Consider the following 14,803-nt stretch of genomic DNA (forward strand, 5'->3'; position numbering starts at 1 on the left):
CGGCGCGGCGACAAGGAGAGACATCATGCAAGACAACCGAAAGATCATCGCCGTCAACGGGCGCAGCTACGACGCGCCGACGCGGCCGACGGTCGTGATCTGCCTCGACGGCTCGGAGCCCGGCTATATCGAGCAGGCGATCGAGGCCGGCGTGGCGCCGACCTTCGCGCGCTTCATGAAGGAGGGCGCGCATGTCCATGCCGCCAGCGTGATCCCGAGCTTCACCAACCCGAACAACCTCTCGATAATCACCGGACGGCCGCCCGCGGTGCACGGCATCACCGGCAATTATTTCTACGACACGGCGAGCAATGCCGAGGTCATGATGAACGATCCGAAATTCCTGCGCGCGCCGACCATTCTGGCCGGTGTCCATGACGCCGGTTACAAGGTCGCCGCCGTCACCGCCAAGGACAAGCTGCGCACGTTGCTGGCTTTCGGGCTCGACTATGCGAGCGGCCGCGCCATCGCATTCTCGTCGGAGAAGGCCGACCAGGCCACCAGAGCCGCTAACGGCATCGACAATGTGCTCGACTTCGTCGGCCTGCCGCTGCCCGAGGTCTACTCGGCCGACCTGTCGCGCTTCGTGTTCGCGGCCGGCGTCAAGCTGGTCGAGCGCTATCGTCCGGACCTGATGTACCTGTCAACCACCGACTACATCCAGCACAAGGTCGGGCTCGGCACCAAGATCGCCAACGATTTCTACGCGATGATCGACGGCTATCTCGCCAGGCTCGACGCGCTCGGCTGCAACATCGTGGCGACCGCCGATCACGGCATGAACGACAAGTTCTTGCCCGACGGCAGGCCAGACGTGATCTACCTCCAGGACGTCATGGACGACTGGACGGGCAAGGGCGCCGCGCGCGTGATCCTGCCGATCACCGATCCCTATGTCGCCCATCACGGCTCGCTCGGCTCGTTCGCGACGATCTATACTCCCGCGGCCGCCGACGTCGACACGCTGCTGATGCGGCTACGCGACATCAAGGGCATCGAGGTGGCGCTGCCGCGCAACGATGCCTGCGCCAGGTTCGAGCTGCCGCCGGACCGGATCGGCGACATCGTCGTGATCTCGACCAGGCACAAGGTGCTCGGCACCAGCGAGTCTCGCCACGATCTGTCCGGGTTGACCGAGCCGCTGCGCTCGCATGGCGGGCTGACCGAGCAGCGGGTGCCGCTGATCGCCAACCGCAGGATCGCGCTGCCGGCCGGTCACGCCTTGCGCAACTTCGACGCCTTCGACGTCGCGCTGAACCGCATCCAGTGACATCCCGGACCTTAAGGACACCACCATGAACATCCAGAGCCCGGCCGTTCGTCATGAGCAGATGCGGATCGCAGGCAGCCTCGTCGACACTGACGAGCATGTCGAGGTCTTCAATCCCTATACCAACAAGGTGGTCGGCACAGTGCCGGCGGCCCGCCCCGAGCATGTGCGCAGCGCGTTTGCCAGGGCGGCGGCATTCAAGCCGAAGCTGACGCGCTACGAGCGCCAGCGCATCCTGCTGCGCACCGCCGAGATTTTGGCGGGCCGCAAGGAGGAGTTCGCGCGGCTGATCACCGCCGAATCCGGGCTGTGCTGGAAGGACTCGCTCTACGAGGCCGGCCGCGCCTACGACGTCTACTCGTTCGCCGGGCAGCTTGCGATCCAGGACGACGGCGAGACATTCTCCTGCGACATCAGCCCGCAGGGCAAGGCGCGCAAGATCTTCACGACGCGCACGCCGCTGCTCGGCGCGATCTCGGCGATCACGCCGTTCAACCATCCGCTCAACATGGTGAGCCACAAGATCGCGCCCGCGATCGCGACCAACAACCGCGTGGTGCTGAAGCCTACCGAGCTGACGCCGCTGACCGCGCTCGCGCTCGCCGACGTGCTGTACGAGGCCGGGCTGCCGCCGGAGATGCTGTCGGTGGTGACGGGCAATCCGCATTCGATGGGTGATGCGATGATCACCGATCCGGACGCCGATCTCGTGACCTTTACCGGCTCGGTCAGGGTCGGCAAGCACATCGCCGACCGGGCGGGCTACAAGCGCCTGGTGCTCGAGCTCGGCGGCAACGATCCCCTGATCGTGATGGAGGACGCCGACCTCGAGAAGGCGGCCGAGCTCGCGGTCATCGGCGCGACCAGGAATTCCGGCCAGCGCTGCACGGCGGTGAAGCGCATCCTCTGCGTCGAGGCGGTTGCCGACGATTTCGCTGCGCTGGTGCTGAAGAAGACGCGCACCCTGAAGTGCGGCGATCCGATGGACCCGACGGTCGATGTGGGCACGGTGATCCATGAGGGCGCGGCGAAGGAATTCGAGCGCCGCGTCAACGCGGCCGTTGCCGACGGCGCCGAGCTCCTGCACGGCAACGATCGCAACGGCGCGCTGTATCCGCCGACGGTGGTCGACCGGATTCCCTACACCACCGAGCTGGTGATGCAGGAGACGTTCGGGCCGGTCATTCCGATCATCCGCGTGCCCAACGACATCGAGAGCGTGATCCGGATATCGAATGCGACCGCATTCGGCCTGTCGTCCGGCGTCTGCACCAACCGGCTCGACTACATCACGCGGTTCGTCAACGAGCTCGATGTCGGCACCGTCAACGTCTGGGAAGTGCCAGGCTACCGGATCGAGATGTCGCCGTTCGGCGGGATCAAGGACTCCGGCCTTGGCTACAAGGAAGGCGTGCAGGAGGCGATCAAGAGCTTCACCAACGTCAAGACCTATTCGCTGCCCTGGCCGGTGTAGGGACGCGCGTCGATCCGAAGCAGGGCCGCACGCGCACAACAACAGCGCGGCGGCCGAGGGTGAACAACAAAACATTCATCAGGGGAGGCTGCAATGTCGATCACGTTCAGTCCGTCGAGCGTCGGCTCGGTCGGAGTCCAGAATCCGGAGCTTGCGACGTCGTTCCGCCGCGCGCAGTGGCGAATGTTGTTCGCGGCGATGTTCTGCTATCTGTTCTTCTACACCGGGCGGCAAACGTTCGGCTTCGCCATTCCCGGCATCCAGGCCGAGTTCGGCGTCACCAAGGAGGCGCTGGGCTGGGCCAGCGCGGCGCTGCTCTGGTGCTACGCGGTCGGGCAGGCGATCAACGGCAATCTCGGCGACAAGTTCGGCGGCCGCCGCGTCATGAGCGCGGGCGCGATCCTCTCCTTCATCATGAACTGGGCCACCAGCCTCTCGACCGGCATCGTCAGCCTCACCGCGTTCTGGGGCATCAACGGCTACTTCCAGTCGATGGGGTGGGCGCCGGGCAGCCGCCTGCTGTCGAACTGGTGGGGCCGGCACGAGCGCGGCACGGTCTACGGGCTCTACACCTTCGCGGCCGGGCTCGCCTCGGTGCTGTCGTTCGTCACCTCGCTGGTCGTGGTCGGCTATTTCCAGCTCGACTGGCGTTGGATCTTCCGCATCCCTGTGGTGCTGCTGCTGCTCGGCGGCATCGCGTTCTATCTGATCGCGCGCGAGAAGCCCGAGGACATGGGCTATGCCTCGCCGCATGACGAGGCCGACGACGTCGCGGCAACGGAGGCCGCGGTCGACGCCAATGAGGGCTCGCTCGCGCGCTACAAGGCGGTGCTGTCGAACTGGCGCCTGCTGGTCGCCGGCGTCTCGATCGGCTTCCAGAACGCGGCGCGCTACGGCCTCCTGGTCTGGGTGCCCGTGCACTTCCTCGGCAGCAATTGGGCCAAGGCCGGTGCCGCCTCGGTGATCGATCCGCGCTGGATCAGCATCGCACTGCCGGTCGGCATGGCGGTCGGCGCCTTCAGCAACGGCTGGGTTTCGGACAAGGTGTTCGGCTCGCGCCGCTACCTCGCCATCGTGCTCTATATGGTGCTTGCCGCAGCCACCTCGCTGTGCATGTACGCGATCCCGGCGACCGACATCTATCTCGGCATGACGGTGCTGTTCCTGTGCGGCTTCTTCACCTATGGCCCGCAATCCTCGTTCTGGGCGCTGTGCCCGGATCTGGTCGGCCACAAGCGGGCAGGGACCGCGACGGGGGTGATGAACTCCTTCGCCTATCTGTTCGCAGGTCTCGGCGAGCCGATCATCGGCCATTTCATGGACAAGCATAACCAGACGTCGCTGGTGTTCCTCGTCGTCGCGGTGTGCGCGACCTCCAGCGCGGTGGTGGCAGCCTTCATCCGGCGCTGACGCACTATCCATATCGGTGGCCCACGATAGGTCCGCGCTTCCCGGGGCGACTTTCCCGGGACGCGCGGACTGATCGTGTTTGGAGAGCGCGACCTGCTCCAGTAGCCCGGGGCTGCAGCGGTCCAGATATCGCGCCGCTCATGCGGGCTACGCGCCCTCTGATGCCCAATCCCCGATCACCGGCTGCTCAATCGCTGTTCAATGATTAGAAAATATATATACATATCAATCTATTATAAAAAGTTGCATGCAGAATGCAAAATGTGCTTGTCGCGTCGGCCGCCTTGAAGCAGACTTTGCTCGGGGCAGGAGAGGGCCAATGACCTTCGATGACGAAGGTCGCGCCAGGGGCAAACAACAATCTGCCGGCAGAGGAGCGTGCAATGAGCGAGCAGGTGTCCACCATCGCAATGGCAGATACGGCGAAGCCTTCCGGCGTGCGCTGGAAGATCTTCCTGCTGATGCTGTTCCTGATCTCGATCAACTATATCGATCGCGCCTCGCTCTCGGTCGCAATGCCCGTCATCGCCAAGGAGTTCGACATCGATCCGGCGATGCAGGGCCTGATCCTGAGCTCGTTCTTCTGGACCTATGCGCTGATGCAGGTGCCGGGCGGCATGCTCGCCGACCGCTTCAAGCCGCGCATCGTGATCGCTCTCGCGACATTGTTCTGGGGCTTCTTCCAGGCGCTGGCGGCGCTGTCCACCAGCTGGATGCTGCTGCTGTTGACCCGGCTCGGGCTCGGCGCGTCGGAGGCACCGATCTATCCGGCCGGCGGCAAGCTCAACGCGATCTGGATGACGCAGACCGAACGCGGCCGCGGCGCCACGCTGCTGGACGGCGGCGCGCCGCTCGGCGCCGCGCTCGGCTCGATCGTGATCGCCTGGCTGATGGCCGCGTTCAGCTCCTGGCGCGTCGCCTTCGTGATCGCCGGCATCGGCACCATGCTGTGCGGGCTGTGGGCCTGGTACTACATCCGCAACGTGCCGCGCGAGCATCCGTCGGTCAATGAAGCCGAGGCGCGCTATCTGGAGGAGGCGCATGCGATCGAGGACGCGGCGACGCCGCCGTCGTCGGGCGCCAGCGGGCTGGCCTATTTCCGCTTCCGCTCGGTCTGGTGCATGTGCCTCGGCTGGATGTTCTTCAACACCACCTTCTACGGGCTGTTGACCTGGATGCCGACCTATCTGTTCAAGGTGCACGGCTTCGACATCAAGGCGCTCGGCGGCGCATCCTTCATCATCTTCTTCGCGGGCTTCGTCGGCGAACTGGTCGGCGGCTGGATCGGCGATGGCTGGCGTGCGCGAGGCGGGGCGCCCAACACCGTGTTCCGCACCCTGTTCGGCATCGCTGCGATCATGGCGACCGTGTCGATCTTCCTCGTCGCCTACGTCACCAACCCTGTTGTGGTCGTGGTGCTGCTCTCGACGACGCTGTTCTTCCTGCGCTGGTGCGGCATGTACTGGGCGATTCCGTCGGCGCTGGCGGGCCGCGGCAAGTCCGGCTTCCTCGGCGGCTGCATGAATCTCGGCGGCAACATCGCCGGCATCACGACCCCGTTGATCGTCGGCTTCATCGTACAGGCCACCGGCTCCTACTTCCTCGCGCTGATGTATTTTGCTGCCGCGGGCATTGCGCTGTTGATCTGCTCGACCCTGATCGACTACAGCCGCAAGCTCCCGGTCTAGAACCAGACGGCCGAATCCTGCGAAGGGTTCGGCCGGTTGATGAGGCCTCGCGAATGACACATCCTATCCGGCTCGGCATGCTGACGCCGTCGTCGAATACCGCGCTCGAGCCGATCACCTATGCGATGCTCGGTGGGATCGACGACGTCACCGCGCATTTCGCGCGCTTCAAGGTGACGGAGATCGCGCTGTCGGAGCAGGCGCTACGCCAGTTCGACGCCACCGAGATTCTTCGCGCAGCCGAGTTGCTCGCCCATGCCAAGGTCGATGTCATCGCCTGGAACGGCACCTCGGCAAGCTGGCTCGGCTTCGATCGCGACGAGAGCCTGTGCGAGCAGATCACGGCGGCAACCGGGACCAAGGCCTGCACCACGGTGCTGGCCTATCGCGACCTGCTGCGCCGGATCGGCGCCCAGCGCATCGGGCTGGTGACGCCGTACCGCCAGGACGTACAGGACAGGATCATCGGCAACTGGAATTCGGCGGGGCTGCACTGCTTCGCCGAACGGCATTTGTCGCTGCAGGACAACTTCTCGTTTGCCGAGGTCAGCGAAACCGAGGTCGCGGGGCTGATCGAGCAAGTAGTGCGCGAGGGTTGCGATGCCGCCGTCGTTCTCTGCACCAACATGCGCGGCGCCGGTGCCGCAGAGCGGCTGGAGCGCGGCTTTGGCGTGCCGGTGCTGGATTCGATCGCGGTGACGCTGTGGGCATGTCTCACAGCTGCGGGCTGCGATCCGTCGCGCGTGCACGGCTGGGGCAGCCTGTTCACGAACCCCGATCTTCGCGCGGCGACCGCGAGCTCCAATCAGAATAATAAAGGCGTGCGGTGACCGAAGCCAAACCGATCAGACGGAGCAAGGAACCCAAGCGCGCGATCACGGCGCTGCAACGGCGCCGCCTGCGTGTGCCGCGGGTCGGACTGCACGAGCAGGCCGCGGCGCGGCTGCGCACCATGATCGTGCGCGGCGAGCTGGCGCCGGGGCAATCGCTGGGAGAGGCGGATCTCTCCGATGCGCTCGGCATTTCGCGGACCCCGCTGCGCGAGGCGCTGAAGCAATTGGCGAACGAGGGCCTGGTCGAGCTCAGGCTCAACCACAGCGCCGTGGTGGCGCCGTTCCGCCGTGCCGAGCTGACCGAATTGTTCGAGGCGGTCAGCGGCATCGAGCGCTGCGCCGCCGAACTCGCCGCACTGCGCATGGAGGACGCCGACTTCGAACGGCTGGATGCGCTGCAGGACAAGATCGAATGGCATCACGGCCGCGGCGAGCTGCGCGAGTATTTCCAGGCCAACCAGCAGATCCATTCGGCGATCGTCGGTTTTGCGCGCAACGCGGTGCTGAAGGCGACGCATGAGGCGCTGCTGGCGCGTGCCGAGCGGGCGCGCTTCTTCGCGTTGTCGGTGCTTGGGCGCTGGGATGAATCGGTGCGCGAGCACCAGGAGATCTTGGCCGCGCTCAGGCGCCGGGACGCGGCGCGGGCCGGGCAGATTCTGGCCCACCACGTGCGCCGCACCGGCGAGATCGTGGCCGAGACGCTGGATGGCAAGGGGGATGAAGCTGCGGCGCCGGACGTTCCCGCAAGGCCGCGTGGCCGCAAGACGAGGAACGCTGTGTCATGAAGATCCTGCTGCTCAATCCCAACACGACAGCGGCGGTTACCGACCTGCTCCACGCCGCCGGCAGCAAGGTGGCATCAGCCGGCACCGAGCTCGTGCCTGCCACCGCGACGCGCGGCGTGCCTTATATTGCGACCCGTGCCGAGGCGCAGATCGGCGGTGCGATCGCGCTGGAGATGCTGGCCGAGGCTGGCCCCGGCATCGACGCCGCCATCATCGCCGCGTTCGGCGATCCCGGCCTGTTCGGTGCGCGGGAGCTGTTTGCGTTTCCCGTGGTGGGATTGGCCGAGGCCGCGATGCTCACCGCCTGCATGCTCGGCCGGCGATTCTCCATCGTGACCTTCGCCGGGGCGCTGGCGCCCTGGTACGAGGAATGCGTCGCCATGCACGGGCTCGCCGCGCGCTGCGCCGGCATCCGCACGCTCGACGGCAGCTTCCAGTCGATCTCCGACGTGCAGGCCGAGAAGGAAGAGCTCTTGGTCGCGCTCGCCAACCAGGCGGTCGCGCAGGACGGCGCCGACGTTGTCATCCTGTCCGGCGCGCCGCTCGCCGGGCTTGCCGCAAAGGTCCGCGACCGCATTCCGGTGCCCGTGGTCGATCCGGTTGCTGCCGCCGTGCGTCAGGCGGAGACGCTTGCCGTGCTCAAGCCGCGCAAGGCGGTCGCCGGTACCTTCCGGCGGCCCGATCCGAAACCGACGATCGGGCTCGCCGGGCCGCTTGCCGCCATTATCGAACATCGCTCATCGAAAGAGGGGACAAACTGATGTCCTTCGACACCATCATCCGCGGCGGCACCGTGGTCACAGCTGCCGACACCTTTGCCTGCGACGTCGGCATCCGCGACGGCAAGATCACGGCGCTCGGTCATGATCTCGGCGATGCGGCCGAGATCATCGACGCCACCGGCCGGCTGGTGCTGCCCGGCGGCATCGACAGCCATGTCCATTTCGCCCAGCCGTCGGGCGACGGCATCATGATGGCCGACGGCTTTGCCAGCGGCACCCGCTCGGCGGCGTTCGGCGGCAACACCACCGTGCTGCCGTTCTGCCTGCAGGAGAAGGGGCAGACGCTGCGCGAGGCGCTGAAGCACTATCATTCGCTGGCCGAAGGCGAATGCCATGTCGACGTCGCCTTCCATCTCATCGTCACCGATCCGACCGAGCACGTGTTGGGCCAGGAGCTCCCGGCGCTGGTCGAGGACGGCTACACCTCGCTCAAGGTCTTCATGACCTATGAGGGGCTGGCGCTGTCGGATCGCGAGCTGCTCGAGACCATGTCGGTGGCACGCGAGACCGGCGCGATGCTGATGGTGCACGCGGAGAATTTCGACGCGATCCGCTTCCTGACCGATCGGCTTGAACGCGCCGGCAACACCGCGCCGCGCTTCCACGCGACCTCGCGGCCGATCCCGGTCGAGCGCGAGGCCACCCATCGCGCGATCTCGCTGTCCGAACTCGTCGACGTGCCGATCATGATCGTGCATGTCTCGAACCGCGGGGCGATGGAGGAGATCCGGCGCGCGCAGCAGCGGGGCCTCAGGGTGATGGGCGAGACCTGTCCGCAATACCTTGTCCTGACCGAGAAGGACCTCGATCAGCTCAACATGGAGGGCGCAAAGTACGTCTGCTCGCCGCCGCCGCGCGATGTCGCGAGCCAGCAGGCGTGCTGGGAAGGCCTGCAGCAGAAAGTGTTCTCGGTGTTCTCGTCGGACCATTGCCCGTTCCGCTACGACGACCCGCAAGGCAAGCTCGCGCCCAAGGGGCGCACCAGCTTCCGCTGGGTGCCGAACGGCATCCCCGGCGTGGCGACGCGGCTGCCGATCCTGTTCTCCGAGGGCGTGGTGAAGGGCCGCATCGACCTCAACAGCTTCGTCGCCTTCAGCGCCACCAATCACGCCAAGATCTACGGCCTCTATCCGCGCAAGGGAACGATCGCCGTCGGCTCCGATGCCGACATCGCGCTGTGGGACCCCAAGCGCAAGGTGACGATCCGCCACGAGCTGATCCACGACGGCTCGGACTACACGCCCTATGAAGGACTCGAGGTCACGGGCTGGCCGGTGATGACCATGGTGCGCGGCAAGGTGGTCGTCGACGACGGTACTCTTGTCGGCAGCAAGGAGCACGGCACATATCTGCCGCGCGCCAAGCCGCCGTCTGCCGCAACCATTCCGTGATACGAAGGAAGTAACCCGCGAACCAGAAGGCAGGAGACCACCATGCCCTACGCGACAACAGATGACGGCGTGCGGCTCTATTTCGAAGAGACCGGATCCGGCCATCCGTTGATCCTGGTCCATGAATTCGCCGGCGACCTGCGCAGCTACGAGCCGCAGATGCGGCATTTCGGCAAGCGCTTCCGTACCATCGCCTACAATGCGCGCGGCTTTCCGCCGTCCGACGTGCCCGAGCAGGTCGTGTCCTATTCGCAGGCGCGCGCCGCCGACGACATCCTGGCCGTGCTCGATCACATCGGCGTGCCGAAGGCGCATGTAGTCGGCCTCTCGATGGGCGGCTTTGCGACCTTGCATTTCGGATTGCGTCACCCTGATCGGGCGCTGTCGCTGTGCATCGGCGGCTGCGGCTATGGCGCCGAGCTCGACAAGCGCGAGACGTTTCGTGCCGAGGCCGACGTGATCGCGGGCATGATCCGCAAGGAAGGCATGCCGGCGTTCGCCGAGCGCTACGCCTATGGCCCGACGCGCGTGCAGTATGAGAACAAGGACCCGCGCGGCCACGCCGAGTTCAAATCCATGCTGGCCGAGCACTCGGCGGTGGGATCGGCGAACACCCAGCAGGGCGTGCAGAAGGAGCGCCCCTCGCTCTACACGCTGGTCGACGAGATGAAGCGCATCACGGTCCCGACCTTGATCATCACCGGTGACGAGGATTGGCCGTGCCTGCTGCCGGGCATTCTGATGAAGCAGAGCATTCCGTCGGCCGCGCTCGCGGTGATGCCGAACTGCGGCCACGCCATCAACATCGAGGAGCCCGACGAATACAACCGCATCGTCGGCGATTTCCTGTCGCAGGTCGAAAGCGGCCGCTGGCCGCAGCGCGATCCGCGCGCGGTGAGTGCCTCGATCACGGGGATGAAGGACTAGGTGGCTTCGGCCGAATAGGTCGCATTGAACTGCGCGACTACGGGTATCGTCGCGCATCGTGCGTACATGAAGATGCGATACGCGCGAGAGCAGGTCTCGTCATGACGCCCGTGCCGGCGTCATTGAGATCGCGATCGATTCGATGACATCGATTCAACATCCGTTCGCTCACGCCGCAACCGCCGCGTAAAATCGAACGCGCGACGATCACGTTGCGATGATGCGTCAATCGCAAAACCGACACAGAGCTGTTACGCGCGCTGGCTAATGTGTCGCATATCGACGTCATAAATCCTTAAAAAATGGGGCAAGCAGTGAAGGCGAAATTCCTTTCAACGGTCGGATTCTGTCTGATCGCGGCAGCGATCGCGAGCAGCGCTCCGGCTGCGCAAGATGACCATGACCGCGATCATCGTCATCCGCACGACATTCAGACGGCAACTCCAATCAAGCATCTCGTCGTCATCTTCAACGAGAACCGCTCGTTCGATCATTATTTCGCAACGTACCCGAACGCGGCCAATCCGACCGGCTCGATTCCGTTCATTGCGAAGCCGCATACGCCGAAGGTCAACAACCTTGTCAGCGCCAATCTGCTGACCAACAACCCGAACCTCAATGCGGCCAACGGTACGGGCGCGACCAATCCGTTCCGGCTCGACCGCACGCAGGCCAACACGCGCTCGCAGAATCACGCCTATACGCCCGAGCAGCAGGCTGTCGACAACGGCAAGGAAGACCTGTTTCCGGAGTTCACCGGTCGCGGCACCGCAGGCGGCGTCGGCGCGTTCGGCACCAACGGGCAGGTGATGGGTTATTTCGACGGCAACACCGTCACCGCGTTCTGGAATTACGCGCAGAACTTCGCGATGAGCGACAACAACTGGACCGACACCTTCGGTCCGTCGACGCCCGGCGCGCTCGAAGTGGTGTCCGGCCAGACCAACGGTGCGCAGAACATCGTCGGCACGTCGTCGTCGATCGCCGACGGGCAGGGCGGCCTGACGCTGATCGGCGATACCGACCCGGCTTACGACTCCTGCTCGAGCACGACCAGCCAGGTCCTGATGACCAGCAAGAACATCGGCGACCTGCTCAATGACGAGCGGATCAGCTGGGGCAGCTTCATGGGCGGCTTCGACCTGACGCTCAAGAACAGCAACGGCACCACCAATTGCGGCCGCAGCACGTTCTCGAGCAACGTCAACGGCACCATCGTGGACTACATCCCGCACCACGCCTGGTTCCAGTACTACAAGTCGACCGCCAACCCGACCCATGCGCGACCGATCTCGGTCAATGCGATCGGCCACACCTACGTGCCCGGCAGCAAGACGCTCGATCCGGCCAATCACGCCTACGATCTCGAGGACTTCTATGCTTCGGTTAAGGCCGGCAACCTCCCGGCCGTCTCCTACATCAAGATGCCGGCCTATCAGGACGGTCATCCCGGCAACTCCGATCCGCTCGACGAGCAGGCCGGCAATGTCGAGCTGATCAACTTCCTGCAGAAGCAGAAGGAGTGGGGCGAGACCGCGGTCATCATCACCTATGACGACTCCGACGGCTGGTACGACCACCAGTACACTGCGCCGATCAGCGCCTCGTATGATCCGACCGCCGACCAGGTCAACGGTCCCGGCCAGTGCGGCCGCGGCATCGGCAAGCAGACGCAGCCGAAGGGCCTCAACGGCCAGCCCGTGAACGGCCGCTGCGGTCCCGGCACGCGGACGCCGTTCATCGTGATCTCGCCTTTCGCCAAGAAGAACTTCGTCAGCCACACGCGCATCTCGCAGGCGTCCGTCGTGCGCTTCATCGAAGACAATTGGCTGCACGGCCAGCGTCTCGGCGGCGGCTCGTTCGACGACAGCGTCGAATCGATCACGGACATGTTCGACTTCGACCATGGCCATGATCACGACCGCGACGATCAGGCGAACAAGCTGTTCCTCGATCCGACCGCCGGCACGGTTGTCGTCAGCTCTGACGATCATCACCATCACTAAGGCTCTCGGATCACTGGACGTCATATGAACGGCCGCATCTTGTGGCTTCTCGGTGCCGGCCTGCTCTGCATGGCCGGCGCCGTTGCGGCAGTGGAGACCCAAGGACTTCCGGCGACGAAAGGGCTTCCGGGGACCAATCCGAACCCGGTGCAGCTCAGGCGTCCGCCGGTCGCCCCGCTGTCCGGCATGGCGCAACTCGGCCAGAAGATCTTCTTCGACGCGTCGCTGTCCTCATCAGGCGCATTGTCCTGCGCGTCCTGCCACAGTCCGGACCACGCCTACGGTCCGCCCAACGATGCGGCGGTGATGTTCGGCGGGCCCGCGCAATCGCGGCAGGGGACGCGCGCCGTTCCGGGGCTGACCTATCTGGAGCGCCAGCCGAATTTCAGCATCGGACCCGAAAAGGACGAGGACGACAACGTCGTCGACTTCGCGCAACTGGCCGCGGCCGGCCAGCAGGCTACGCGTGCGAAAAAGGTCGCGACCGGGACTGCGGCGTCGGCGGTCAACATCGTGCCGCAGGGCGGACTGTTCTGGGACGGCCGCGCCGATACGCTCCAGGACCAGGCGATCTTCCCGCTACTCGATCCCAACGAGATGGATGGCGGCAGCATCGAGGTGGTGGCGCAGAAGCTGCGCAAGGCGAGCTATGCCCCACGCTTTGCCGAACTGTTCGGCGCTCAGGTGTTCGACAATACGCGGCTTCTGGTCGCGGAGGCGATGTTCGCGGTCGCGCGCTATCAGGTCGAGGAGCCGAGCTTCCATCCCTACACCAGCAAGTTCGACTACTGGCTGGAAGGCAAGACGCGGCTGAGCGACAGCGAGCTGCGCGGCCTGCAATTGTTCAACGATCCGGACAAGGCCAATTGCGGCGGCTGCCATACGTCGCAGCCGACCCGCGACGGCCTGCCGCCGCTGTTCACCGACCATCAGTATGAGGCGCTTGGCGCTCCGCGCAACGCCGCGCTCGCAAGCAACCGCGATCCCGAGCATTTCGATCTCGGGGTCTGCGGCCCGTATCGCACCGACATTGCCGAGCAGACCCAATATTGCGGAATGTTTCTGACGCCGACCTTGCGCAACACCGCGACGCGCCGCGTGTTCTTCCACAACGGCGTGTTCACGAGCCTCGAGCAGGTGCTCGATTTCTATAACTTCCGCGATACCAATCCGGAGAAGGTGTTTCCCCGCGGCGCCGACGGCACGGTGCGCAAGTACGATGACCTTCCGGAAAAGTATCACGGCAATGTCGACGTCAGCGATCCGCCGTTCGAGCGCCATCTCGGCGACACGCCGGCGATGACGGCGCAGGATGAGGCCGACATCATCGCCTTCCTGAGGACGCTGACCGACGGTTACCAGCCGGAACATTGAGTGGTCGCAACGGCTCACCGGCGGAACCCATAGGTGAGTTGGCAGGTCCTCGCCATGCGCGCATAGTGGGCGGCATGAATGTCGTCGAAGGCAACGGCGCCAGAATCCCCGTGATCGGGCTCGGCACATGGGAGCTGCGCGGGCGGACTTGCGCCCGCATCGTCGAGCAGGCGCTGCGGCTCGGTTACCGGCACATCGACACCGCCCAGATCTATGACAATGAGCGCGAGGTCGGCGAGGGGCTGCGCGCCTCCGGCGTCAAGCGCGACGACGTATTCCTGACCACCAAGATCTGGACCACGCATTTCATGGCGAAGGATCTCGAACGGTCCGCCAAGGAGAGCCTGGCGCGGCTGCGGATGACCGAGATCGATCTGTTGCTGCTGCACTGGCCTCATCCGCACGTGCCGCTCGCCGAGACGCTCGGCGCGCTGGCGCGGGTCAGGCAGGCGGGCCTGGCGCGGCATATCGGGATCTCGAACTTCAACGTTACGCTGATCGAGGAGGCGGTGGCGGCGTGTCCCGAGCCGCTCGCCTGCGATCAGGTCGAGTACCACCCTTATATCGACCAGGCCGATGTGATCGGGGCGTGCACGCGCCATGGCATGGCATTCGTCGCCTACAGCCCGATCGCGAAAGGGCGCGTCAAGGGCGACCGCGCGCTGGCGCGGATCGGCGACCGTTATCGCAAGACGCCTGCCCAGGTCTGCCTGCGCTGGCTGGTGCAGCAGAATGTCGCCGCGATCCCGCGCACCTCGAAGCTCGAGCGGCTCCAGGAGAATATCAACATCTTCGATTTCGAGTTGTCGGATGAGGACATGCGCGAGATCTCCGCGATAGCTGGTACCGGCGCACGTTGATCG

At 65.2% G+C, this 14,803-nt stretch carries 12 protein-coding genes; all 12 read left to right on the top strand.

The annotated features are described in order from the left end of the window. Nucleotides 1-25 precede the first annotated feature (25 nt). The 12 genes from phnA to XH92_RS21630 all read left to right on the top strand — a co-directional run bounded on the left by phnA (nt 26) and on the right by XH92_RS21630 (nt 14,800). A complete protein-coding gene (gene phnA / locus XH92_RS21575; protein WP_194460957.1) occupies nt 26-1,270 on the top strand; it encodes a phosphonoacetate hydrolase in 1,245 nt (414 codons plus the stop codon). A 25-nt stretch (nt 1,271-1,295) separates the two neighbouring features. Continuing rightward, entirely contained in the window at nt 1,296-2,744 is a 1,449-nt protein-coding gene (gene phnY, locus XH92_RS21580) for a phosphonoacetaldehyde dehydrogenase (RefSeq protein WP_194460958.1), read from the top strand. A gap of 93 nt (nt 2,745-2,837) precedes the next feature. Beyond that, nucleotides 2,838-4,154, top strand: coding sequence for an MFS transporter (locus tag XH92_RS21585; protein WP_210345569.1), 1,317 nt, complete (start codon nt 2,838-2,840; stop codon nt 4,152-4,154). Nucleotides 4,155-4,537: 383 nt separating this feature from the next. Then, complete coding sequence (locus tag XH92_RS21590; protein WP_194460959.1) at nt 4,538-5,842, top strand: MFS transporter; 1,305 nt, start codon at nt 4,538-4,540, stop codon at nt 5,840-5,842. Between the two features lie 53 nt (nt 5,843-5,895). Beyond that, nucleotides 5,896-6,672: an aspartate/glutamate racemase family protein gene (locus tag XH92_RS21595; protein ID WP_194460960.1), complete on the top strand. Its 777-nt coding sequence runs from the start codon at nt 5,896-5,898 to the stop codon at nt 6,670-6,672. Further along, the gene (locus tag XH92_RS21600; RefSeq protein ID WP_246788517.1) at nt 6,669-7,460 is read left to right on the top strand and encodes a GntR family transcriptional regulator; all 792 of its coding nucleotides are present in this window, start codon (nt 6,669-6,671) and stop codon (nt 7,458-7,460) included. Before XH92_RS21595 ends, XH92_RS21600 begins: the two co-directional genes overlap by 4 nt. Continuing rightward, nucleotides 7,457-8,221: an aspartate/glutamate racemase family protein gene (locus XH92_RS21605; protein WP_194460961.1), complete on the top strand. Its 765-nt coding sequence runs from the start codon at nt 7,457-7,459 to the stop codon at nt 8,219-8,221. The genes XH92_RS21600 and XH92_RS21605 overlap by 4 nt, the downstream gene beginning before the upstream one ends. Then, nucleotides 8,221-9,633 carry a dihydropyrimidinase gene (hydA, locus tag XH92_RS21610; RefSeq protein WP_194460962.1) on the top strand — a complete coding sequence of 471 codons (1,413 nt, stop codon included), beginning with the start codon at nt 8,221-8,223 and terminating at the stop codon, nt 9,631-9,633. Before XH92_RS21605 ends, hydA begins: the two co-directional genes overlap by 1 nt. Nucleotides 9,634-9,675: 42 nt before the next feature. Further along, a complete protein-coding gene (locus XH92_RS21615) occupies nt 9,676-10,560 on the top strand; it encodes an alpha/beta fold hydrolase (RefSeq protein WP_194460963.1) in 885 nt (294 codons plus the stop codon). A 314-nt stretch (nt 10,561-10,874) separates the two neighbouring features. Continuing rightward, on the top strand, nt 10,875-12,566 hold the full coding sequence (locus XH92_RS21620) for a phospholipase C (protein WP_246788518.1): 1,692 nt from the start codon (nt 10,875-10,877) through the stop codon (nt 12,564-12,566). Nucleotides 12,567-12,590: 24 nt separating this feature from the next. Next, entirely contained in the window at nt 12,591-13,940 is a 1,350-nt protein-coding gene (locus tag XH92_RS21625) for a cytochrome-c peroxidase (RefSeq protein ID WP_194460965.1), read from the top strand. A 74-nt stretch (nt 13,941-14,014) separates the two neighbouring features. Next, complete coding sequence (locus tag XH92_RS21630) at nt 14,015-14,800, top strand: aldo/keto reductase (RefSeq protein ID WP_194460966.1); 786 nt, start codon at nt 14,015-14,017, stop codon at nt 14,798-14,800. The last annotated feature ends 3 nt before the right edge of the window (nt 14,801-14,803 follow it).

It is taken from the genome of Bradyrhizobium sp. CCBAU 53421 (assembly GCF_015291625.1).
Taxonomy (GTDB): domain Bacteria; phylum Pseudomonadota; class Alphaproteobacteria; order Rhizobiales; family Xanthobacteraceae; genus Bradyrhizobium.